Origin of the sequence: Kushneria phosphatilytica (assembly GCF_008247605.1) — a bacterium.
Taxonomy (GTDB): domain Bacteria; phylum Pseudomonadota; class Gammaproteobacteria; order Pseudomonadales; family Halomonadaceae; genus Kushneria; species Kushneria phosphatilytica.
Map to the genome: position 1 here is coordinate 1,513,146 of NZ_CP043420.1, position 21,373 is coordinate 1,534,518.

At 55.9% G+C, this 21,373-nt stretch carries 24 protein-coding genes and 1 tRNA gene; 17 read left to right on the forward strand and 8 right to left on the reverse strand.

The features are described from left to right. Window positions 1-2: 2 nt before the first annotated feature. From FY550_RS06885 to FY550_RS06945, 13 genes are all read left to right on the forward strand, one after another. Window positions 3-335, forward strand: coding sequence for a phage head closure protein (locus FY550_RS06885; protein WP_070977144.1), 333 nt, complete (start codon window positions 3-5; stop codon window positions 333-335). Continuing rightward, a complete protein-coding gene (locus tag FY550_RS06890; protein ID WP_070977148.1) occupies window positions 328-543 on the forward strand; it encodes a hypothetical protein in 216 nt (71 codons plus the stop codon). Before FY550_RS06885 ends, FY550_RS06890 begins: the two co-directional genes overlap by 8 nt. Continuing rightward, window positions 536-1,021: an HK97-gp10 family putative phage morphogenesis protein gene (locus FY550_RS06895; protein ID WP_070977153.1), complete on the forward strand. Its 486-nt coding sequence runs from the start codon at window positions 536-538 to the stop codon at window positions 1,019-1,021. Before FY550_RS06890 ends, FY550_RS06895 begins: the two co-directional genes overlap by 8 nt. After that, a complete protein-coding gene (gene gp17, locus FY550_RS06900; protein ID WP_070977156.1) occupies window positions 1,021-1,386 on the forward strand; it encodes a tail completion protein gp17 in 366 nt (121 codons plus the stop codon). Before FY550_RS06895 ends, gp17 begins: the two co-directional genes overlap by 1 nt. A gap of 85 nt (window positions 1,387-1,471) precedes the next feature. Next, on the forward strand, window positions 1,472-1,990 hold the full coding sequence (locus FY550_RS06905; protein ID WP_070977159.1) for a phage tail tube protein: 519 nt from the start codon (window positions 1,472-1,474) through the stop codon (window positions 1,988-1,990). Further along, a complete protein-coding gene (locus tag FY550_RS06910; RefSeq protein ID WP_070977162.1) occupies window positions 1,987-2,427 on the forward strand; it encodes a phage tail assembly chaperone family protein, TAC in 441 nt (146 codons plus the stop codon). The genes FY550_RS06905 and FY550_RS06910 overlap by 4 nt, the downstream gene beginning before the upstream one ends. Beyond that, the gene (locus FY550_RS06915; protein ID WP_420843350.1) at window positions 2,424-2,642 is read left to right on the forward strand and encodes a phage tail assembly protein T; all 219 of its coding nucleotides are present in this window, start codon (window positions 2,424-2,426) and stop codon (window positions 2,640-2,642) included. The genes FY550_RS06910 and FY550_RS06915 overlap by 4 nt, the downstream gene beginning before the upstream one ends. A 13-nt stretch (window positions 2,643-2,655) precedes the next feature. Continuing rightward, on the forward strand, window positions 2,656-5,121 hold the full coding sequence (locus FY550_RS06920; protein ID WP_070977169.1) for a hypothetical protein: 2,466 nt from the start codon (window positions 2,656-2,658) through the stop codon (window positions 5,119-5,121). Continuing rightward, the gene (locus tag FY550_RS06925; RefSeq protein ID WP_070977173.1) at window positions 5,121-5,606 is read left to right on the forward strand and encodes a hypothetical protein; all 486 of its coding nucleotides are present in this window, start codon (window positions 5,121-5,123) and stop codon (window positions 5,604-5,606) included. The genes FY550_RS06920 and FY550_RS06925 overlap by 1 nt, the downstream gene beginning before the upstream one ends. Further along, window positions 5,606-6,106 carry a DUF1833 family protein gene (locus FY550_RS06930; RefSeq protein WP_070977176.1) on the forward strand — a complete coding sequence of 167 codons (501 nt, stop codon included), beginning with the start codon at window positions 5,606-5,608 and terminating at the stop codon, window positions 6,104-6,106. Before FY550_RS06925 ends, FY550_RS06930 begins: the two co-directional genes overlap by 1 nt. Before the next feature lie 2 nt (window positions 6,107-6,108). Next, window positions 6,109-6,525 carry a hypothetical protein gene (locus FY550_RS06935; protein WP_149054437.1) on the forward strand — a complete coding sequence of 139 codons (417 nt, stop codon included), beginning with the start codon at window positions 6,109-6,111 and terminating at the stop codon, window positions 6,523-6,525. Further along, window positions 6,503-9,208, forward strand: coding sequence for a host specificity factor TipJ family phage tail protein (locus tag FY550_RS06940; protein ID WP_149054438.1), 2,706 nt, complete (start codon window positions 6,503-6,505; stop codon window positions 9,206-9,208). The genes FY550_RS06935 and FY550_RS06940 overlap by 23 nt, the downstream gene beginning before the upstream one ends. Window positions 9,209-9,270: 62 nt before the next feature. Then, window positions 9,271-11,709 carry a hypothetical protein gene (locus FY550_RS06945; RefSeq protein ID WP_070977182.1) on the forward strand — a complete coding sequence of 813 codons (2,439 nt, stop codon included), beginning with the start codon at window positions 9,271-9,273 and terminating at the stop codon, window positions 11,707-11,709. 31 nt (window positions 11,710-11,740) lie between these two features. Here the strand turns inward: FY550_RS06945 and FY550_RS06950 are convergent, their stop codons facing one another. The 3 genes from FY550_RS06950 to FY550_RS06960 are packed head-to-tail and all read right to left on the reverse strand — an operon-like array spanning window position 11,741 to window position 14,568. Then, the gene (locus tag FY550_RS06950) at window positions 11,741-13,228 is read right to left on the reverse strand and encodes a glucosyltransferase domain-containing protein (protein WP_070977187.1); all 1,488 of its coding nucleotides are present in this window, start codon (window positions 13,226-13,228) and stop codon (window positions 11,741-11,743) included. Continuing rightward, on the reverse strand, window positions 13,225-14,163 hold the full coding sequence (locus tag FY550_RS06955) for a glycosyltransferase family 2 protein (RefSeq protein WP_070977191.1): 939 nt from the start codon (window positions 14,161-14,163) through the stop codon (window positions 13,225-13,227). The genes FY550_RS06950 and FY550_RS06955 overlap by 4 nt, the downstream gene beginning before the upstream one ends. Window positions 14,164-14,172: 9 nt before the next feature. Beyond that, complete coding sequence (locus tag FY550_RS06960; RefSeq protein WP_070977194.1) at window positions 14,173-14,568, reverse strand: GtrA family protein; 396 nt, start codon at window positions 14,566-14,568, stop codon at window positions 14,173-14,175. A 291-nt stretch (window positions 14,569-14,859) separates the two neighbouring features. Here FY550_RS06960 and FY550_RS06965 point away from each other — a divergent pair, with 291 nt between their 5' ends. Next, window positions 14,860-15,930: a helix-hairpin-helix domain-containing protein gene (locus tag FY550_RS06965; RefSeq protein ID WP_233350292.1), complete on the forward strand. Its 1,071-nt coding sequence runs from the start codon at window positions 14,860-14,862 to the stop codon at window positions 15,928-15,930. 66 nt (window positions 15,931-15,996) lie between these two features. On the opposite strand, the gene FY550_RS06970 is transcribed toward FY550_RS06965, so the two are convergent. From FY550_RS06970 to FY550_RS06985, 5 genes are all read right to left on the reverse strand, one after another. Further along, complete coding sequence (locus tag FY550_RS06970) at window positions 15,997-16,938, reverse strand: phage integrase central domain-containing protein (RefSeq protein WP_070977197.1); 942 nt, start codon at window positions 16,936-16,938, stop codon at window positions 15,997-15,999. 83 nt (window positions 16,939-17,021) lie between these two features. Then, window positions 17,022-17,390 carry an Aca2/YdiL-like domain-containing protein gene (locus FY550_RS16845; protein WP_070977201.1) on the reverse strand — a complete coding sequence of 123 codons (369 nt, stop codon included), beginning with the start codon at window positions 17,388-17,390 and terminating at the stop codon, window positions 17,022-17,024. Between the two features lie 13 nt (window positions 17,391-17,403). Beyond that, window positions 17,404-17,790 carry a hypothetical protein gene (locus FY550_RS16850; RefSeq protein WP_168169281.1) on the reverse strand — a complete coding sequence of 129 codons (387 nt, stop codon included), beginning with the start codon at window positions 17,788-17,790 and terminating at the stop codon, window positions 17,404-17,406. Between the two features lie 56 nt (window positions 17,791-17,846). Further along, window positions 17,847-18,131: a hypothetical protein gene (locus tag FY550_RS06980; protein WP_070977207.1), complete on the reverse strand. Its 285-nt coding sequence runs from the start codon at window positions 18,129-18,131 to the stop codon at window positions 17,847-17,849. 507 nt (window positions 18,132-18,638) lie between these two features. Further along, window positions 18,639-18,724 (reverse strand) — tRNA-Leu (locus tag FY550_RS06985). A gap of 131 nt (window positions 18,725-18,855) precedes the next feature. Between FY550_RS06985 and FY550_RS17235 the strand changes: the two genes are divergently transcribed. The 3 genes from FY550_RS17235 to folE all read left to right on the forward strand — a co-directional run bounded on the left by FY550_RS17235 (window position 18,856) and on the right by folE (window position 21,297). Next, entirely contained in the window at window positions 18,856-19,605 is a 750-nt protein-coding gene (locus FY550_RS17235; RefSeq protein ID WP_070977211.1) for a ComF family protein, read from the forward strand. Between the two features lie 35 nt (window positions 19,606-19,640). Next, complete coding sequence (locus FY550_RS06995; RefSeq protein ID WP_070977214.1) at window positions 19,641-20,630, forward strand: serine/threonine protein kinase; 990 nt, start codon at window positions 19,641-19,643, stop codon at window positions 20,628-20,630. A 112-nt stretch (window positions 20,631-20,742) separates the two neighbouring features. After that, window positions 20,743-21,297 (forward strand): GTP cyclohydrolase I FolE, encoded by a 555-nt coding sequence (gene folE / locus FY550_RS07000; RefSeq protein ID WP_149054439.1) that lies wholly within the window; start codon window positions 20,743-20,745, stop codon window positions 21,295-21,297. Window positions 21,298-21,373 lie beyond the last annotated feature (76 nt).

The window sequence follows — 21,373 nt, forward strand, 5'->3', positions numbered from 1 at the left end:
CCATGCGTGCAGGTAAATTGCGGCACCGCATCACAATCCAGCGCCCGGCACGCACGCAGGATCAGAACACCGGCGAAATGCGCGAAGGCTGGAAAGACGTGGCCACCGTCTGGGCGAGCGTCGAGCCTCTAAGTGTTCGTGAGTTCATCGCGGCAAAGTCCGGGCAGGCGGAAATCAGCGCCCGAATCACGATCCGGTACCGCGCGGGCATCGACGCGACGATGCGCATCCTTTACCGCGATACCGTCTACAACATCGAGGGCGTGCTGCCGGATCCGCAATCCGGCCGGCACTACCTGACCATGCCCGTCTCTGGAGGTGTAAACGATGGCTGAGAAAATGAAGCTTGCGCTGCGCCGTTCCAAAGAAGCTGGTGGAGCCTATGCGCTGCACGATGCCGTAACTGGCGAGCCGCTGCCCGGTCAGTTCGAAGTGCAGATCATCCAGCAGCCCCATGAGCTGACCAAAGTCGTCGTCACCTTCAATGCAGACGCTCGAACATTTACAGGCGGGTTTGTTCAGATCGAGGAAGACGATGGCTGACTCCATCCAGTTCGAGATCGAGGGCGTCAATGCGCTGGCGGAAAAGCTGCAGGGCCTGCCTCAGGATATGAGGAAAAAGGGCGGGCGGTTTGCGCTACGCAAGGCCGCCAATCTGGTGCGCGAGCGCGTGAAGGACTCCGCCCGGCGACTGGATGACCCGGAGACAGCCAACAACATCGCCGACAACGTGGTTGTGCGCTGGGATGGCAAGCACTTCCGTCAGACCGGTGATCTGAAGTTCAGGGTCGGTGTGCTGGGTGGCGCGAAGTCTCGGCAGAAAAATCAGCAGAACCCGGGCGGCGATACCTACTACTGGCGCTTTCTGGAGTTCGGTACCGAGAACATGCGAGCCCAGCCGTTTCTGCGCCCGGCGCTGGCGGAGAGCATCAATGCTGCGACTCAGGAGTTCGTCACTCAGTACGACAAGGCCCTGAATCGGGCCATCAAGCGCGCGGCCAAACAGACCGGAGGCAACTGATGATCCCGCCGATTTTCAGAACGGTCGCCGGCAACGCCGCTGCCACTGCGCTGATCGGTACCGGGCCGGTGCGGATGTTCCCATTCGGCCAGGCGCCGCAGGGCGTCGAGTTGCCCTACGCCGTCTGGCAGGTCGTCGACGGCGAACCCGAAAACTATCTCGCCGATCGCTCGGATATGGATGGCATGACGCTGCAGGTCGATGTCTACGGCAGCTCCGGATCATCTGCTGATGATGCCGCTGAGGCAATCCGTTATGCAGTCGAGCTACGCGCCAACATTGCCCGCTGGGGCGGGCAGACGCGGGATGACGAAACAGGCCGCTACCGCGTGAGCTTCGACATCGACTGGCTCACACCCCGATAACCGTTTTCAACGCTCCCCATGACCCGCCGCCGCGCGGGTTTCTTATGCCTACACGAAGCCCCTCATGGGGCACAGGAGATGACGCATGTCTGTTCTGTCCCAAGGTACCCAAGTATTCATGCTCGACCTCGGCGAGATCGTGCGTATTCCTGGCGCCACCGCCTTCAATCCCGGTGGCAACCCGCGTGACCAGGTCGAAGAAACCGACTTGGAGGATACTGTTTCTCGGCGCTACAAAAAGGGTCTCGGCACGCCCGGGTCCGCGTCTCTAACCGTCAATGCTGATCCGCAGGAGCCGGCACATGTTCGTCTTTACGGCATGGCGAATAGTAGCAGCGATGAAAAGGTTCAGTTCTTCGTGGGTTGGAGCGATGGCCCCACGGACGACGACGGGAAACCCACGTCGCTTCCGACAGTCAGCAGCGGCAGCGTTACGCTCCCTGAGGACCGCACTTGGTTCAAGTTTGAGGGCTACGTAAGCGACTTTCCCATGGACTTCGCGACCAACTCGCTAGTTAGCTCTCAGGTCACTATCCAGCGCAGTGGCGACGGCAAATGGGTGCCGAAGACACCTGCCACCACTGATACGGGCGCCTCCACATGAAGCTGACGATCGACAACCTCCGCGACGCGGGCGCCTTCACCGGCGCCCCGGTCGAAAAGGAGATCAGCTGGAAACAGGGCGACGAGGAATACGGCGCCACTGTTCATGTCCGGCCACTCTCATACCAGACCGCCATGACCGACATCACGTCGGTTCGTGCTGGTGGCGATGTGGCTGCAGCGCGTATCGCGTACTGCATCTGCGATGAACAGGGTGAGCCGGTATTTAAAGCGGCAGACATCACCGGTGACGCCGATCCGGAGCGTGGCCCGCTCAATCACAATCTCACCATGGAGCTGCTCCGCGTTATCTCGGAGGTGAGCGGCCTGGGAAAGGTCCGGACTCCATCGACCTCAGTGAGCTCGACGAGCTCTGGCACGAACTCGTCCTCAACGGGATCGGCGGGCGCACGATCGAGGAAGCGAAGCAAAGCCTGAGCTATCAGGAGTTCCTTCAGTGGGTGGCTTACCGACGCAAGCGTGGCTCGCTCCATTCTGGGATGCGGGTGGAGCGGGGCACCGCCATGCTCGCCATGCTCTATGTCAATGCCCATAAGAAGAAGGGCGCCGAGTCGTCGAAAATCTTCGACTTCATGGAGCACGAGGATGAGCCGCCGGTATCGCTCGATCAGGCGATGGAGTCGTGGCAATAACGGGAGATTCTGAATGGCGTCGCGCAGCCTCGGTCAATTGACGCTGGATCTGGTCGCACGGATCGGCGGGTTTACAGGCCCGCTGGAAAAAGCCGAGCGCATGACCAAGGCGAAGATGACCAACATCGCCAGCAGCGTGAAAACTGCGGCCACCTCGATTACGGCTGCCGGTGCCGCGGCGACCGGGGCCGCTGCCGCTGTTGTGGCATACACGAACCACGCAGCACAAAACGCGCGTGAGCTGAAGAATCAGGCCAGTGTGGCAAACACCTCGGTCGAGCAGTTTCAGCGCATGGCGTATGCCGCCAATAACGTGGGGGTCGAGCAGGACAAGCTGTCGGACATCCTGAAGGATGTGAACGACCGTGTCGGTGATTTTCTGACCACCGGCGGCGGCGAAATGGCCGATTTTTTCCAGAACATCGCGCCGCGTATCGGCATGACTGCCGATGAGTTTCGGAATCTCTCCGGCCCCGAGGCGCTACAGAAATTTTATAACGGCCTCCAGGAAGCCAATCTTTCCCAGGCAGAAATGGTCTTCTATATGGAGTCCATTTCCGATAACGCGACTGCACTAATCCCGCTGTTACGGGATGGCGGTGCTGGTTTCGCACAGATGGCACAAGAGGCTGATGATCTCGGCATCGTGCTGTCTGATCTGGATATTGCCCAGCTTGAGGAGTTCTCGGAGCAGTTCAACCGGCTGACATCGATCATGGGATCGATGAGCGATCTGCTTGCAGCCAATCTAGCCCCTTACCTGAGCGTGCTGGGTGATTATCTGGTAGATGCCACCAAGGGGGCTGATGGCCTCCGCGAGGCTCTGCCCGGCGCGCTGCATGACGCCGTCGCGGCTCTCGGTCCGCTTCTCGACAACTTCCAGAAGTTTCGGCAATTCGACGCCCAGTTCAAGGTCGTCATGGCGTCCATGGATCTGGCCGTGGCGGAATTTGCCGAGGATGCATGGGACTCGATGAGCTACTTCATCGATACCGCGATCAACGGCATCAACAACCTGATTCGAGCGGTCAACACTATCCCTGGTGTTGATGACATCGATCTGATCGAAAGCTTCCAGGACTCCGACTTCTTCAAGGGATTCCATGAGCGTACGGAGGATGCGCGCAAGGAGCTCGAAGACTTCCAGCAGGATCTGGTGAACATCTCGAGTCAGGAGATGCCCAGCGCCGCCATTGATCGTTATCTGGCGGATGTTCAGCAGAAGATCGACAGCGCTGACATCAAGCCCCTGAGTGATTGGCTTTTCCCGCCAAACCGGGCAGGTGGCTCAGGTGGCGCCGGTAGTGGTATCGACACCAGCGGCATCAAAAAGCAGATCGATTCGCTTCAGCTGGAAGCGAAGACGGTCGGCATGAGCTCTGACGAACAGAAGCTTTATAAGCTGGCCCTCGATGGCGCGACCGATAGCCAGATCGCCCAGGCCAAAGCGGCGCTGGATACAGTCTCCGCATTCGAGAAGCAAAAAGAGGCGAGCGAGGACTACCAGCAGCTTCTCGAGGATCTGCGCAGCAGCGAGGAAAAGCTCACCGATCAGGTCAATCAGCGGTTGGCGGTACTCGATGCCGCCAATGTCTCTGCTGACAAATATGCCGAGGTGGCGGGCAAGATCGCCGGGGCTGCATTTCAGGATGCCCCTGATTACGGTGGGCTGGATGCCTCAGTCGGCGGCCCGACCAGCGAGCTCGACAAAATTGATGACGCCCAGGAGCAGCTGGAAGAGTGGTACTCGAATCAGCTGGACATGCTCAGCAACTTCCGCGAAGAGCGCGCGGATCTCACCGCCGAGTGGGATGAGCAAGAGCAACAGCTGAAGCAGGAGCATGAAGACAAACTCGCTGACATCGAGCGTGCTCGGCAGACCGCCCGGCTGGCCGCCGGCGAGGAATTCTTCGGCAACATGTCCGATATAACCCGGACATTCTTTGGCGAGCAGTCGAAAGAGTACCGGGCGATGTTCGCCGTTGAGAAGGCCTACGCGCTGGCAAAAGTGGCCATGAATGCGCCGCAGACGGCGTCCGATGCTTATGCTGCCATGGCCGGCATCCCCTTTGTGGGGCCGGCACTGGGTATCGCTGCAGCTGCTGCTGCGCTGACGTACCAAACAGCGCAGATTTCAGCGGTTGAGTCGACCAGCATGAGCGGTATGGCCCACGACGGTATCAACTCTGTGCCCGAGACCGGCACCTGGTTGCTCAAGAAAGGGGAGCGGGTCACCACTGCCGACACCAGCGCCAAGCTGGATCGTACGCTCGATCAGGTGCAGCGGGACCGCGCGCCGTCTGGCGGTGGCGCGAACGTCAACATCTTTGAGAACCCGAAGCGGGGCGGCGAGAGCAACAGCCGCACGAATGAAGATGGTTCGACCGATGTTGATGTGTTCGTCGCTGACATCATGGGCGATGGGCCGCGATCCAAGGCGATCAGCCGGAAATGGAAACTGCAATCCAGGGGAACGTAATGGCAGAGCTCGAAGAGTATCCGGACGTTCTCCCCCTGCCGCTTCAGAGCGGATACGGATTCCAGCCTACTTCGCCGCTGCAGCGTACAGAGATGTCGTCCGGCCGCGCGCGGCAGCGACGGATGTACTCGACTGTGCCTACGGTGGCGTCGGTAACCTGGCTCTTTACTCCGGAGGAAGGGCGCATCTTCGAGGGGTGGTACCGGAATCTGGTCACTGATGGCGCCGACTGGTTCGTTATCCGCCTGAAGACGCCACTGGGTATCCAGCCCTATAAAGCACGATTCACCGACATCTATGATGGCCCAACGCTGAAGGGTGGTAATTACTGGGAGTTCTCGGCGGAGCTTGAGTTGATCGAACGGCCAACGCTGAATGCCCGGGAAACGGCTGACGCGCTCACAGGCGGCAGCTTCACAGACGCGGTGACGCTTCTCGATGACGTTGCTCACCAGTGGTACACGCGTAGCTGGGAGGATGCCTGATGAGCAGCACTGCCATTGATTGTTTCTACGCGTCGGCGCCGGCCGGAGAGATCCTCTACAGCACCGTGGAGTTCGCTTCACCGGCATTCGAGGGTGGCGCCATTCGGGTCGTCCGGGGATACGAGGACATCACCGTGCTGCTCGAAGATGGTTCGGAGGCAGAATTCCAGGCGTCAGGAATCGAGATTGCGCTGCCGAAGACCGACAACAGTGGCAGCCAGTCGCTGAAATTCGGGCTGGATAACGTGCACGGCACCGTCCAACAGGCAGTGGATGCCGCGAATGACGCCGGCGAGCAGGTGACGGTGACCTACCGAAGCTATCTTTCCAGCGATTTGACCACGCCGGCTGAGCCTCCCATCAGGATGCCGCTGAAAAAGGTGAGCATGGAGGGCGCTACCGTGAATATTACGGCGGCATACGCCGACATTATTGGCTGGGCATGGCCACGCCGGCGCTACACGACCAGCTTTGCCCCCGGGCTCACATACCTGACCTGATCATGACGACCCTTAATGATTTCATGTGCTCCGTCTACCGGGACGGCGGCCGCGGCGAGCTCGTGCGTGGCAAGCGCCAGTTCGATTGCTGGGGCATGTCGATTGCCATCCGTCACGAACTGTTGGGCCTGCCGCTGCTGCCCAGCTGGTCATTCGTGCGCGCGATGGATAAACGCCATCTCACACGGGCCTGGTCTGATCAGCGCTCGGCACTCGAGCAGTGCGAGCCTGAGATTGGCGCATTGGCCGCGGTCTATCGCAGCGATCTGTGCCTGCATATCGCAGTCGTGGTTGAGATTGATGGCGGGCTGGCGGTTGTTGAAACCCGTCCTCAGGGACCGCGCTGGATGCGCCTGCGGGCATTCGAGCAGCAATACACCCGGGTGAGGTATTACCGTGATCGAGATCTACCCCAGTAAATTGGAAGGGCGGCCGATCGAGACGCACCAGGCGCACGGCGTGACCCTCGAAGAGTGGCTGATCTCATCCTCGGAACGGTATCGAACCGTGGCCGAGCTCGAACAGGAGATGATGGCACCGCCGATCAGCATCGAAATCGACGGGTGCCGCATCCCGCCGAAATACTGGGCCAGCACCCGTATCGATTGCCGGGACACCATATGCATCTACCCGGAACCACGGGGCGGTGTGTTTGATGCCATTGGCGGGCTGTTTTCGTCGATCATCAATGTCATCGCATCGATATTCGTCTCCACGCCCAGCGCGCCTGATACCGGCGGTGGGCGCGGGCAGGGTGACGACATCTATGGCGCCGACGCGAAAGGCAACAAGCCGAAGCTGGGGGCGGTCATCCCGCACGTCGCCGGCCGGCGTCAGCGGTATCCGGATTACCTGTTGCCGATTCGCAAATGGTACGCCGACAAGCGGACCGAAAAGGTGGAGATGATGCTGTGCTATGCCTACGGCAAGCATCGGATCGAGTCAGATGACGTGCGGGTAGGCAATACGGCACTGACCTCTCTCGGGAATGACGCCGATTTTGCAATCTATGGCCCGGGCGAGAGCATGGCCGGCGACCAGCGCCGGATCTACTGGCACAACTCGACCGAGGTGGGGAGCACCTCGAGTGGCAATGGCATCAAGCTCAAGACCACCTATTCGGTCCCAAGAGACCCGGATGCATCAGCTTACCGGGTATCGGGGAATAACCTGATCATCCCATCTGGCGCCGGCTCATTCCCGAGCGGCTGGCAGTCCGGAATGATCGTGCATGCCTACATCCCGCAGGATTACATCGTCATCGATGGCGGCGAAGCGGCTGATGTGCTCGAGGGTGACTTTACCGATCTGGCACCGGTTGAGGGCATGGTCATTCAGATACGGGGTGAGAATCAGGGTATCTATACGGTGGCCAGCTATGAGCCGGGCACCGATGGCGCCATGGATCACATGACCCTGAGCAAGGATGGCGAACCGGTCACCTATCTGAAAACCGGCTCGAAACGGGCGGCATTTGGATTGCCGGATTTCCGTTACCAGATCATCGCTGCCGATTCATCAACGGTCACGCTGGATCGTTTGAGCGATGACGGTACGGTAGATGAGTCATGGCCGGGCTTTGTGGCACGTACGGTCAATGACGCCATTGTTCGTCTCGATGCCTCGACGGTGGAAGGGGATTGGGCCGGTGCGTTCGCTGCGGTACCGGAGAACGAAAAGACCGACATGATCGAATGGTGCGTGCTGTTCACTCAGGGCCTGACAGAGCTCGAGGATGATGGCGATCCATCCGATCACGAGGTCACGGTAGAGCTGCAGTATCGAGACATCGCAGAGCGCGGCGACTGGACATCAATTCGTAAGACGTATCGGGATGCGACGCTGGACCAGATCGGCTTTACGGAGCGCGCTGCAATGCCGTATCCGATGCGTCCGGAGGTGCGGATGCGGCGGATCGGTTCCAGCGATGACACGCAGATCGTGGATGAAGTTCAGTGGGTGCGGTTGAAATCGCGGCTGGATTCGCCGACCAGCTATGAAGGCGTCACCTGCATCGCGGTCACGCTCACTGGGGGCGATAAGCTCTCAACGGCGTCCGATAACCAGATCAGCGTGATCGGCACTTCTATCCTGCCGGTTCGCCGCAATGGCCAGTGGCAGCCGGAACAACCGACGCGAGACATCGCTCCGTTCTGTCTCAGCCTGCTTCAGTCAGTCGGTTATCAGGATGGCTTGATCGGCCTCGAGGAATGGGATCGCCTGGACGAACTATGGCGCGCCCGGGGCGACACGCTCGATGCGGTTTTCGACGATGAATCGACCGTGAAAGAGGTGCTCAAGACTGCGCTCGAGCCAGGCATGGCCGACTTCACCATTCGTCGCGGGGAAGTGATCCCGGTGCGCGATGGCTTGCGCAGCGTGCTGGGGCAGGGGTACAGCCCTCAGAACATGACGGGCGCCCTGACACGTCAGTACACCGCGCCGAGTGACGATGATCACGACTACGTGGAAGTCGAGTACACCGATGCTCGCACGTGGCAAAAAGCGACCGTCGATGCCTGGTTGCCCGGATCCGCGAAGCGCAAGGCAAAGAAGTTGTCGTTGGATGGCGTGACCGATCGCACCCATGCCTGGCGGATCGGTATGCGTGAGGCGTCACGCCTCAAGTATCAGCGCTTCGAGTACAGCTGGGAGACCGAGCTCGACGGGATGAACAGCAGTTATCTGGAGTACGTGCCGGTTTCCGATGACGTGCCCGGCTACAGCCAGAGCGCCTTCGTTCGTGACTGGGAAAGGCTGGATGATGGCCGCCTGCTGCTGGTTGTTTCGGAGGTCTTCGACTGGCCGGATGCCCCGGTCATTTCGTTGCGCCGGCCAGACGGCGTGGCCACAAGCCCGCTGCCGTGCGAACAGATCGACGACTACCAGCTGATCTGCGATGACCCTGGGTTCGACCCGCTGACTATCGAGAACAGCGCTGAGCCGACGTTCTGTCAGTTCGGCACGCTACAGACGTGGGCGTATGAAGTGCTTGTCACTGATACCAGCCCATCGTGGCCGGACTCGGTAAGTCTGCAAGGGGTCAACTACGACGAGCGCATCTACGCCTACGACGATGCGTTCCCGCCCGATAGCGCTTAACCCGAGCAAAACTCAATTTCACACAGCCGCCTTCGGGCGGCTTTTTCATGTCTGGAGATCGCATGACAACCCCTATCGGCAACCTCGCTGCCAACGTCAACACGATCAATAACATCGTTCAGTTTGCCAACAAGGTGATTCAGGGCGGCGCTGACGAAAATGCCACTTACGATGGTCAGGATTTTCCCACTCGCGCCAAGCTGGCGGCTGCCTTCCTGATGGGAATCAACGTCTATGACTCGATTGCAGAGGGACTGGCAAATACCGGTGAGAGCGGCTTCTTCTCGACGATCAGCGATCTGGATGCCGAGTCTGTCATTCTCTATCAGAACGTCAACGGAGCCGAGGTAGAGAAAGCACGGTATCCGTCTGCGGTTACTGCTCAATCTATCATGGATGCGTATCCGGTAATTACCGAGGCTCGTGATGTTGTGACGGCTGCGAGAGATCAGGCTGTTGCGGCAGCGGAGGCGAGCGGTGACATTGAGTTCAATGATACCCATGCTGAGGCGCAGGCGGCTGGTTACTCCGACGGTGTTATCGTTGAGATCACCCAAGACGAAACCCGTGGAGGAAAAACAACCCGGAATCGAGTAGAAAACGGTGAGCTGGTTTTCATGCGCTACCCAGGCACCGGTGTAATTGTTGCTCCTGATGGATCGGAATACACCCAGGAAGAATTGCTGGCCCAGATATTGGAGCCTAATGCCAGCAAGGTGACAGCTAAAGATTCCAGCGATACTCGCACGCTCGCGGCTTGGGCCAGCAAAACGCTTATTGCTGGAGTGACACTGCCTAATGTCCACTCGCTGCAATCATATGACGGTGAAGTACCTGTTTATATTTCGGGATATTATGAGGCAGGCGACGGCGGTGACGGTCAGTTTTATTATGACTCATCACGGCCGAAATCTGATCATAATGGTGGCACTGTCATTAGCCCGACTGTTTCATGGGATGGCACATATTCTACCTTGGCTGACTACCACTTAGGCTCAGCAGAGAGTGATGTAGATGGCTCAGGATGCTGGGTCAAAGTAAAGGAGTTCATCTCAACCGATGATTTCGGTGCTCGGGACGGTTTTGATATTGCCCTGATCCTGCAGTCAGGTATTGAGCAGCTGCATATCGTCGTGCCTTGTACTGTCTCTGAGTCCGTAATCGAAAATACCATCAGCCTGACCAGCGATAAATCAATCACAATTACGCCCACTGGGGCATTTCCTTATCGCGGCACGATGATCCGGGCAAATGGCGCTAACTCTGTTTTCGAGCTGTATGGCGTCGATCTTCAAGGCCAATTCATCAATGCACTGGTAACGACCGGAGAAAATACGAAAGTTACTGCGTTTGAAGGCGCAAATATTACGCAGCCTGAAGGTGATGGGAACTATGTCAGTTTTGTTGAGTGCGCCGGCGCCAATAGCCATGCTGTTTATGTGCATGCAAAAAATTTCCGGAAGAACGCAACGGAGCCGAATCAGGGGCTAAGGGCGCTCAGCTTTTCTCGATCAGCAACTGGATCGCGAGCGGATTATGTGCATGCATATAACGGCAACGGCGCGTTCATATGTGACGCTTCGAATACTATAAATGGCACTGTTGTCTCTGAAAATTGCAATGGCAACGCGATCTATGTTCTAAACTTCCCTGACAGATTCTATCTGCAGAACCTTTATGTCAGGAATAATGTGGATGAGGTTGCAGTATTCAAATCTCCCGGCGTTACACGTGTTGATCACATTACTGTACTAAATGGAAAATCAATAGGTTTTGAAGGAGCTGGCACGGTTGATATTGGCGATATTTCAATCGTGTCGCTTAACGGAACCAGCACAACGTACAGTGGAGAAGTATTCAGAAGCCGAAATACTGATGGAACAAGCCCGACTTCCAATGTGACCATTGGCAGACTTGAAGCCAAAATGAGCGTTGCAGGGGGAGCAGTAGGGTTATGGTCGGTTGATAACAACCAGCTCAAGAATCTGAAGATTGGCGACCTTAACCTATACATCGATTGGCGGAACAATTCATCTGGAAATATCGGATACTGGAATCCTTCAACCACGGCTGAGACGCTATTTATCAATAACATGAATGTCCGTGTTGATGACAATAGTGGGGCAGGGCTTTCCAGCACTGATTATCTGTCAATCATGATGCCCAATCTGTCTGTATACGGATACATCGGTATCAGTTCTTTTGAGCGCAGTGCCGGTGGCGCTAACATTCGTTTATTGAACAGCTCGCAGACCAAACTTATGATTGATGGATGCCCGAAAATTCAAACCAGCTTTGGTGGGTTTGTGATGGGCGATCAGAATGCCGGCAACCGTAGGCCGACTGAGTTTTTCGGCGACACAATCCCGGCGGAGGGAGAGTTCTTGTCAGGTGACAGACTGTGGAGAAACTATCCAGTTGCATCCGGCTCACCAGGCTGGGTATGCGTTTCGAGCGGCAGCCCGGGGACATGGAAGGCCATGGCGAACCTTACAGCGTAGCAAACAGGGCCTCCGGCAGGGAGGCCCTTTTTCAATCACATTTTTTGTCGAAGTCTACAAAGACTAAATTTCCTGCTGAGTAGATGTTGTATCCCAAGTGACGTTCAACGTGATTAAGTTCGCACTTTTTTACCTTGCTCAAAACTTTGCTATCCACTGCCGATATTTTCATGTAATTCATTTTGTCGCTTGCTTTAAAGAAGCTGTCTGCAAACTTTCCAGACCAGTAACCGTCCAGTGGATGGTTGAATAGGTAAGAAAGTTTATGGTCATGTTCCTCCTTGTTTACCAAGGCCTGCGGTAATTGATTTTTTCCAATGATTGAATATCCTGATGCATCATTCTTCACATATTGCTCGTAAGCATTGCTGTAAATATCTCTAAAGTATGCATGCTCAAACTTAGCCAAGTAGCTGAGCGCATTACCATACGCATTTGCTGTAATAGAGAAAAACAAAAAATTAATTGAAAGTGCTATTTTGGTAGATTGTGCAAATATTCCCTTTTTACGCGCATAAGGAATGGATAAGATCATAGAGGATGCAAACCCCCCGACGCCGAGCATTACTCTTGGTTCAAAAACAGGTTCCTCAAGAAGCGCAAGTAAACCTGCAGAGAAAAACAAAGATATAGAGAGATATAAAAAGCATGCAATATATTTGATCTCTCTGTTTTTTATAGAATGATAGACAATCATAAATAGGAAAATGGCGAATATGGCTGAAATCAAAAATAAAAAGTAATTATCGGAATATTCCGCGAATATTTTTGCGAAACTTCCAATATTTTTTTCGATTATTGTGGGTGCGTCACCTATGGATGCCATAGAAGAGTGTGCGCTTGTGTATTTATTGCCTGGCATGAATAATGAAATACCGATTTTGTATATCAGTAATGATGATAAAAATATCGCTGTAAGCCTTAAAAATTGTTTTAATGGCTTGGGTATTTTATGGAAAATCAAATATGTGGAATATGCTGCAGATAGCTGCATAAACACATTCACGGCAGGCTGGTAAGTGCACAGACTCAAAAAGCATGCCGTTACAGACAGCGCCGTCCAAGGTTTTTTATTCTTCGAGGCGCAGTAAAATGAGAAGACCACAAGGAAAACGCTTGTTGTCATAAGCAGGTTATCAAACCTGTATGAAAAGTTCTGTAAGTAGAATGGGTTTAAAAACAGCAAGAGCGCGGCCATCGTGGCTATGGTTTTGTCGATCCTTTCGAAGGATCTGATTATAAGAATGCTGCAAGATGCTATTAGCAATGCTGATATTATTTGCGGTATTGGCGTCGCGTCAGATAAATGGCCGTTTACCTCAAAAATCCTCATGAAAAGATCTGAAAAGGGGCGCGCTTGTCCTGACCAGCCGGTGAACCCGTACACGAAACGGCTGCGATCGTCTTGGTAGTAATAACCGGAGTTTATCAAAGCATAGTACGCAACTAATACTGCAAAAAACGAAGCAATAAAATAGTTTTTATCCCTTTTCAGTTTGTCCTTGAATGTTTCTATCAATTTTTCTTCTCCAAGACGTAAATTGGCCTTCCTTTTGTTTCTATATAAAGCCTTCCTATATATTCACCAAGAACGCCAATAGATATAAGCTGAATTGCGCCAAAGAAAAGCACAGCTGACATGATTGACGCATACCCTGGCCATTCAATACCGAAAACCATCGTCCGCAGGATGATAGATAGCATATAGATGAGGCTCAGCAGCGCAATTCCACCGCCGATGTACGACCAGATTCTCAGTGGCCACGTGGAAAAGCTTGTGAGTCCGTCCAGCGCGAAGTTCCACAGCTTCCAGTAATTCCACTTTGTGAAGCCTGCATACCTTGCAGGACGATCATATTCAACACCGATAGATGAGTATCCCGGCCAGGCAAACATACCTTTCATGAAACGGTTACGCTCCGGCATCTGCTTGATGGCATCGACTACGCGACGGCTCATCAATCTGTAATCGCCGGCATTCGGCGGGATGGTGGTGTGAGAAAGACGGTTGAATACACGATAAAAGAGGCCCGCAGAAGCACGCTTTCGCCTGCCATCATCGAGCCGAGTAGCACGGACACCGTAAACAGTGTCGTATCCTTCTTGCCAGAGCCTCAGAAAGTCATGGATGAGCTCGGGCGGATCCTGTAGATCGACATCGATCGGGACTATCGCATCGCCCTGGGCATGATCGAGCCCTGCCGTCATTGCTGCTTCTTTTCCGAAATTGCGAGAAAGCTTCAGATAGCGGATACGCTCATCATTGGTAGCGGCTTTCTCTATTTGCTGGATCGTGCTGTCAGTGGAGCCATCGTCAATGAACAGTATCTCAAGTTCCGCTGCCAAACCCTCCAGCTTGTCATTGATCGCTGCCATGAAAGGGCTGATCGACTCTTCCTCGTTCATTACTGGAACAATAAGCGTCAGCAGTACCCGTTTTTCACACGAATCCATGCGTACCTCTTATTTCTTTTTGAATGCCCACATTGATGATGCCAGGTAAGTCAGCACTGGCACGAATGCGGTGGCGATGATGATTGCGATGAGCTTTGGCGCGGAGAGTGCTAGACCAATAGATAGGATGACATTGTTGAGCGCGAAGCCGGCCACGGCGACGATAAAGAAGCGCCGCATGCTCCCGCGTGTGGAAAATGTTAGATGTCGATGACCATAGAAAGAAGCGAGGAATGCGACGACGAATGCGATGACATTGGCCAGAAATGCTGAGGACTCAGGGCGCGCTGAGAGCACTGCTGCCGCAACGCACATGTGGACGAGGGTGGCGATACCACCCACGAACATGAACCGAAGTGGCTTGGCCGCATCGTTCTTTGCTGTCGCGATGATCTTGGCGCGCATCTATACCGGCACTCTGAAAAGCGACATGATGCCATAAGCGGCAGACTATGCCGATATGCTTATGAATGTCTCAACGACGATGTGCATGAAATGCTCGGCATAGCCCTACCATGATCCTGCTGGCGTCCCGGTAGAAGGGGATTCCGGTTCAAGATATATGCGCGGTTGCCGATAAGGCGCCGTGTCTATAGGCACCCATTCGAAGTAATTCCCCGGCCGTCTTGGTCGGGGTTTTTTGTTTGGTGGGTCATGCAGGTATCGTGCACGACTTAATCTCCAAGAGTGACAGGCATGACCCGAGTGAGATCCGCCGCCACTGGTCTGACGCTGGCGGCAACAATAGCACTGACAGGCCCGGTTGCGGCCGACATGACAATCGGATCGTGGAATCTCCAACACCTCGGCTGGGACAACGGTAAGCAACTGGATCGAGTGGCCCAGATCGCCCAGGGCGCGGATCTCTGGGCGCTCGAAGAGGTCATGAACTCTGATGCTGTCACTCAACTCGAGCATCAGCTTGAGCAGCAGACCGGCGAGCAGTGGAGCTCAATGACATCCCATGAGGTGGGACGCAGCTCTTATCAGGAGAGCTACGCGTATCTGTGGCGTGACAGCGTGGTCGAGTACACGAAGGGTGCGGCCGTTTACATGGACCCGGGTGACGAGTTCGCACGTGAGCCATACCTCGCAGAATTCCGTGATAAGGACGACGGGCAGACTGTCGCCATGGCGGCGGTGCACATCGTTTATGGCGATAGCCGGTCTGATCGTACGCCTGAGGTACGCGAGCTGGCGAGCATCTGGCAGTGGATGAGCGAGGTCTATCCGGACACGCCGCGCATCATTACCGGCGATTTCAATCTGTCGCCCGATAACGCTGCCTGGCAGCCGCTGCGCGAGCAGGGCGCACAGCCGGCCATCACGTCAGGGGCATCGACGCTCAGTGAGACAGACGGCCAGTATGCGCATCTCTATGACAATTTCTGGTACGACTCGACCGCACTCGACGTGACTGGCAACGGAATCGTGCAGTATCCGAAACTGCTGGGGATCACGAACGAAGAAGGACGTAGTACGGTGTCGGACCATGCTCCGATCTATCTCACGATCGGAGATGCAAAGCCTGGATTCTCTTCGTCCGAAACCAGCGGTGATTCCAGTGGGTCAGCGGCCGATTGCATCGATCTGAACAGCAGCTCAGCTGAGCGTCTGGATGTGCTGCCGAATATCGGCCCAGCACGTGCGCAGGACATTATTGATGGACGGCCGTGGCAGAGCGTCAGCGATCTGACCCGCATCGATGGGATTGGGCCTGCACGGATGCGGGAGATCCAGAGTACCGGGGAGGTCTGCAGTATTTGAAGGAAGGATGGCCGGTTGAGCGACTAGACGTGCGCAGCAACCGGCTCAAAGACAGCCGATAAAAGATTATCGCTTTTCGGCGCTTTCACTGACTCTGCTCATCTCGACCGTTCGCCATGTGCCATGCGTCAGCCCTCGATCATCGTTATAGCCATCTGTAGTCTTCTGACTTCGATGGCCCAGCAACGTCATGGTATCGACACCCTGGTCACGGTACAGCCGCTCACTCAGTGAGCGAATCTCGTGGAAGGTGGCCGGCATCTTGCCGCGCCATTCGCCCGGCGCGATAACGTGATCGCGAGCTTCGGCGAAACGGGTAGAGAGCGACGCCGCGCCTAGCTGCTTACCCCCTTTCTTGCGCAGCAGGTGTGTGCCTGACTGGTGATACCGGCGGCATTCTTCCAGCGCATCGGCCAGCGTCATGCCGATGGCATTTAGGCCAAGACAAGTCGGGATGGCGATGCGCTCTCCGGTTTTCTGCTGATGAACATGCAAATGGCCATCCCATTCATGCTTGAACGTCAGGTTCACAAGGTCGGTCCGGCGCTGACCGCTGAGCAGTGCCAACCGCAGTGCATGCGTGAGCCACCCCTGTCCGTGCACTTCAGCATGCCGGTAGATGCGCTGCCACTGCTCCAGCGACAGTCGAGAGCGGGCGGGCTGTGGCCTGAGGGGTTTCAGATGCGCCGCCGGATTGGTCAGTGCCCAGCCAGCCAGCAACGCCTCATTAAACACGCTGTTGGCTTCCTTGAGCATGTTCTTCGCAGCGTAAGGGCGACCGGAATCGGTGACGGCGCGCACTGCTCGGGCCACATGCATCGGCTGGATCTGGGCGACGGCCATATCTCCAAGATGTTCGATCAGATTGTTGATGTTTGCCCGGCGGCAGGTCATCGTCTTGGGTGACAGATCCTTCATCGAAAGGATCTCCACATAATTCTCGCACCACCGGCTCAGCGATCGATAGCGCGGTGAAACCTTGCCCATGACGTTGTTCATGATGTTCATATCGGCTCCATTGATGATGGACGCCCGAACGAATTCCGGGCGCCCTGCCTGTTCGGCAGAGAATCAATGAATAGCCACTTCCATCAGGTCAGCTGCGCAACACCATCGGCAAAGAACCATGCCGCCACGGCCTGATCGATGCGCCAGTCCACTAACGTCGATTCAGGGTGCTCGGCCTGGTAGTCCTCGAAACGCTGATAGAACTTCAGTGATAACGCCTTATCCCAATCTTCGAAGGGAACGCCTTCCATGCTTGCTTCGATGTGATTGATCCGCTCGGCGCGCTTTTGTTTCAGCACTTCCATTTCCATCTCAACGTCTACAGGTATTCGACTGCGCCCAGCCTCCCAGTATTGCCATGTCCGGTTCGATACATGCCCTACATGGCTTGCTGCTTCGCTGACATCCAGCATCAGCATTTTGCGCAGCGCCTGTAACTCCTTTCCGTTCATGAGTGGGCCGCTTTTATTGATGGTCCATGTTTTTCCCGGTGCGTCGCCACGTCTCGTTGCGTTGCAAATATGCCAAATGCCTGCATTCCTGGCAGCGCTCCTGCATGTTTTTCGGGTTGCGGATTGCTTTCGATGAGCGCGTTTCGTACCAGCCACATACACAACGCACCACCCATTTCGCTTTCTTGCTCTCATCAGCCAGCAAGCCGATTACTGTCATCCTGCCGCGCTTCATGCCTGTCAGATTCGGCATGCCTGATGGAACTACCCGGGTCTGCGGCGGCATCTTCCAGCGCGGCATCAGCGCACGGGTTTGGGGAGTATAAGCCTCGCCGGGCGATAGAACCCGAGCAGCGGTTTTATTGATGGGCTGACCCAGGTATTCGTATTCATGCGACATGGTAAAGCTCCGAAGAGAACCCCAGCTCTTGGCTGGGGCGAGATAGTGCGCGAGGATTACTCGGTATCAGCGGCGATAATCTTCATGGCGTGCTCAACTGCGATTTGCTCGTTGAATACGCCGCCGGCCTCGCGCAGGAACTCTAACTGGCCCTCGATGCTCTCTTCGGTGATTTCATCGTCACAGCCTTCCTTTGCAGCTGACCAGGCATATTGTCCGGCAAGCATGTCAGAGGAGAATTCGATACCTTCCATACCCTCGCAGGTGCCTTCGTTAACATATTCGACAACCTGCTCGAGCGAAGTAGAGTTAGCGATAGCGTTGCTGAGGTAAGTAGTCATGATGGTGTCTCTCTATTAGAGGCGGGTCGAGCTCATCTCGCACCCTACGACTCTAATTATGTTCGTGATCGCGAACATGTGCAAGAGTTTTCTTTCCGAAGGTCGCAATTTGGTCGCAGACTGGCTGCGACCAGCCAGCATCATGCGAATAACGGAAAGCCATAACCTACTGTTTCTGAAGGCAACCGGCGTGCAAGCGCGGCCGTAGAAATGTCCCGAAACGGATTCAAAATCCGCCGGGCTAATACCCTAGGTCTGTTATCCAACAGCGAATATCAGTAGGCGCAAGGGACTTAAAATCCCTTGTTTCTGAGCTGCGAGATCGGCTAGCTACGGTGCCGGGAAGAGGAAGCGGGGAAAGGCGGGGAAAGAATGCCGCTCAGCAGGATTCGAGGCGGCATCAAAATGTTGACCAAAAAGCTGACCAAAAGGGCCCAAAACCGACCATATTCAGCCCTTTTCCGGTCATTTCCAATGCGTTAAGTCATTGAAAATAAAGGAATTAGGTGGTGCGGATGGGGAGACTTGAACTCCCACGCCATAAAGGCACTGGAACCTAAATCCAGCGTGTCTACCAATTCCACCACATCCGCAGCGCGCCCATATTCTAGAGTTCCGGGCGCCCGAGTCAATGCCCTCGTTTCAGATGTGCTTCATCAGGTCGATATTCAGAACGTCCAGGGCTATCAGGCCTGAAGGAATACACCATGGGATGAGAGCAGGCATGAAAGGCCGAGGGACAGGATTGTTGCGGGAACGCGGGTGGCTGTGGCTGGAGCGTTGGGTGCGGCGTCTGTTGCCGGGATATTGTGCCTTTTGCCTGGGGCCTGCGGCTGCCGGGAAGCCATGGTGCCGGGCCTGTTATGCCGGGTTACCGCATCATCGTCATGCCTGTCTGCAATGTGGCGATGTGCTAAAGGTCAATGAATCGCGTCGTTGTGGACGGTGTCTGAAATCGCCACCCCCTTTTGAAGCAACCCATGTGCCATGGCGGTATGAAGGGGATATCGCGGCCACCATGCAACGTTTCAAGTTTCAGGCTGATCGTCGTGCCGGACATCTGCTGGCAGCATTGATGGATGAGGGGCTCGATAGTCTGTCGTTTGCCGCGCCTGTCGGCGTGCTGATGCCAGTACCACTGCATGTCAGCAGAGCGCGTGAGCGTGGCTTTGATCAGACAGCCTGGCTGGCACGGCAACTGGCGGCCCGGCGCGGCTGGCAACTGCTCGAGGCCCAGCGTTTGCGAGCGACGCCCAGCCAGCGCGATCTGGATCGCCGCGCCCGGCGACGCAATGTCGCAGGGGCCTTTCGTGTGCCGTATGCACTGCCCGAGACCGTTATACTGTTTGATGATGTCATGACGACCGGGGCGACGTTTGCGTCGCTGGCGCAGGCCTGTCGCGATGCCGGGGCCAGTAAAATCAGTGTGCTTGCCGTGGCGCGCACGCCCTCTCGTGATCATCGAATCTGTTAATCTGGGTTCTCGGAACCTCAGCAGGAGCGAGACCCATGGCTCGAACAGCGCAGACGCATCCTTTCGAGGCCCTGAAACCTGAACGCATCGTGGCGGCCATCGAATCGCAGGGGTTACGCGTCGAAGGCGAGCCCTTTGCGCTCAATAGCTATGAAAATCGGGTCTTCGACTGGCGCGATGAAGAGGGCCGGCGGTTCATTGCCAAGTTTTATCGTCCAGGACGGCTCGATAATGAAGCCATTCTCGAGGAGCACGCTTTCCTTGATGAGCTCGAGGAGGCGGAAGTCAGCATCGGTCCGGTCTGGCACAACGAGCATGGTGAGACCCTGCATGAGCATGAGGGGTATCGCTTTGCTCTTTTCAAGGCACTCTCCGGCCAACCGCCCGAGCTGGATAATCCGGCACATCTTTTTGCGCTGGGGGAAACCATTGGTCAGATGCATGCCGTGGCCAGCAGGCGACCTTTCATGCATCGCGCCACGCTTTCGCCGGGAACCGTCGCTTCACAGAGCCGCACCCGGGTGCTTGAGCAGGGCTGGCTGACCCGCCGGCAGCGCAGCGCCTATGAACGCATTACCGGAGAATTGTTGCACCATCTGCCGGTCGAGGCCTGGCCGGTAAGCTCCCTGCAGCGGGTGCATGGCGACTGCCATCCCGGCAATATCCTCGGGCGGGATGAGCACTTCGCGCTGGTTGATTTCGATGACTGCACCATGGCCCCAGCGGTACAGGATCTCTGGATGCTGCTTTCGGCCAGTGACCCCATGGAGTGGCAGCAACAGGTCAGTGAGTTGATCGAGGGCTATGAACAATACTGCGACTTCGATCGTCGCCAGCTGAGCTGGATCGAGCAGCTGCGAACAGTCCGACTGCTGCGCTACAGCGCATGGCTGATCGAGCGCTGGGAAGACCCGGCCTTCCCGCGTGCCTTCCCATGGCTGAGTGAGGAACATTACTGGGATCAGCATATTCGGACACTTGAACAACAGCGTGTGGCCCTGCAACAGCCCAACTGGCTGGCATGAAGGCAGGTCGACGCTGCATCTGCCCCTCTGCCGGGTTAGAATCGATGCTTTCTCTGAATGGTGGTTCCGGAAGCGGTGTCATCATTTGGTGCTTCAGTAACAGGGATCGGGCATGAGCGAAGAACTCTCGCATCACTATCGCGCCATTATTGAAGGTCTGGGGGAGGACCCGGATCGCGAAGGACTGCGCGAAACGCCGATGCGTGCTGCCAAGGCCATGGGCTTTCTGACACGCGGCTATCAGCAGTCTCTGGATGAGGTCGTCAATGGCGCCGTGTTTACCTCATCAAGCGATGAGATGGTGCTGATCAAGGATATCGAGCTCTACTCGATGTGTGAGCATCACATGCTGCCGTTCATCGGCAAGTGCCACATCGGTTATCTGCCCAATGGCAAGGTGCTGGGGCTTTCGAAGTTTGCCCGTATCGTCGATATGTATGCACGACGTCTGCAGATCCAGGAAGAGCTGACACGACAGATCGCCGATGCCATTGTCGAGGCGACCGATGCTCGCGGCGTGGGCGTCATCGTGGAGGCGCGTCATCTGTGCATGATGATGCGTGGCGTCGAGAAGCAGAATTCCAGCATGAAGACTTCGGTCATGCTCGGTGATTTTCGTCAGTCCCAGGCAACCCGTAACGAGTTTCTCAATCTGGTGGGCCGCTAGGGCGTCGTTGTCACGAGCGATCGGCCCCGGGACATTGATCGTTAGCCGCAGAATGCTTTCGAACAGGGTGTTGGCG

Excerpts from the sequence above, each read along its gene's own strand:
- FY550_RS06885 (WP_070977144.1), top strand. The coding sequence starts at position 3 with ATGCGTGCAGGTAAATTGCGGCACCGCATCACAATCCAGCGCCCGGCA.
- FY550_RS06890 (WP_070977148.1), top strand. The coding sequence starts at position 328 with ATGGCTGAGAAAATGAAGCTTGCGCTGCGCCGTTCCAAAGAAGCTGGT.
- FY550_RS06895 (WP_070977153.1), top strand. The coding sequence starts at position 536 with ATGGCTGACTCCATCCAGTTCGAGATCGAGGGCGTCAATGCGCTGGCG.
- gp17 (WP_070977156.1), top strand. The coding sequence starts at position 1,021 with ATGATCCCGCCGATTTTCAGAACGGTCGCCGGCAACGCCGCTGCCACT.
- FY550_RS06905 (WP_070977159.1), top strand. The coding sequence starts at position 1,472 with ATGTCTGTTCTGTCCCAAGGTACCCAAGTATTCATGCTCGACCTCGGC.
- FY550_RS06910 (WP_070977162.1), top strand. The coding sequence starts at position 1,987 with ATGAAGCTGACGATCGACAACCTCCGCGACGCGGGCGCCTTCACCGGC.
- FY550_RS06920 (WP_070977169.1), top strand. The coding sequence starts at position 2,656 with ATGGCGTCGCGCAGCCTCGGTCAATTGACGCTGGATCTGGTCGCACGG.
- FY550_RS06925 (WP_070977173.1), top strand. The coding sequence starts at position 5,121 with ATGGCAGAGCTCGAAGAGTATCCGGACGTTCTCCCCCTGCCGCTTCAG.
- FY550_RS06930 (WP_070977176.1), top strand. The coding sequence starts at position 5,606 with ATGAGCAGCACTGCCATTGATTGTTTCTACGCGTCGGCGCCGGCCGGA.
- FY550_RS06935 (WP_149054437.1), top strand. The coding sequence starts at position 6,109 with ATGACGACCCTTAATGATTTCATGTGCTCCGTCTACCGGGACGGCGGC.
- FY550_RS06945 (WP_070977182.1), top strand. The coding sequence starts at position 9,271 with ATGACAACCCCTATCGGCAACCTCGCTGCCAACGTCAACACGATCAAT.
- FY550_RS06955 (WP_070977191.1), bottom strand. The coding sequence starts at position 14,163 with ATGGATTCGTGTGAAAAACGGGTACTGCTGACGCTTATTGTTCCAGTA.
- FY550_RS06960 (WP_070977194.1), bottom strand. The coding sequence starts at position 14,568 with ATGCGCGCCAAGATCATCGCGACAGCAAAGAACGATGCGGCCAAGCCA.
- FY550_RS06965 (WP_233350292.1), top strand. The coding sequence starts at position 14,860 with ATGACCCGAGTGAGATCCGCCGCCACTGGTCTGACGCTGGCGGCAACA.
- FY550_RS06970 (WP_070977197.1), bottom strand. The coding sequence starts at position 16,938 with ATGAACATCATGAACAACGTCATGGGCAAGGTTTCACCGCGCTATCGA.
- FY550_RS16845 (WP_070977201.1), bottom strand. The coding sequence starts at position 17,390 with ATGAACGGAAAGGAGTTACAGGCGCTGCGCAAAATGCTGATGCTGGAT.
- FY550_RS16850 (WP_168169281.1), bottom strand. The coding sequence starts at position 17,790 with ATGTCGCATGAATACGAATACCTGGGTCAGCCCATCAATAAAACCGCT.
- FY550_RS06980 (WP_070977207.1), bottom strand. The coding sequence starts at position 18,131 with ATGACTACTTACCTCAGCAACGCTATCGCTAACTCTACTTCGCTCGAG.
- FY550_RS17235 (WP_070977211.1), top strand. The coding sequence starts at position 18,856 with ATGAAAGGCCGAGGGACAGGATTGTTGCGGGAACGCGGGTGGCTGTGG.
- FY550_RS06995 (WP_070977214.1), top strand. The coding sequence starts at position 19,641 with ATGGCTCGAACAGCGCAGACGCATCCTTTCGAGGCCCTGAAACCTGAA.
- folE (WP_149054439.1), top strand. The coding sequence starts at position 20,743 with ATGAGCGAAGAACTCTCGCATCACTATCGCGCCATTATTGAAGGTCTG.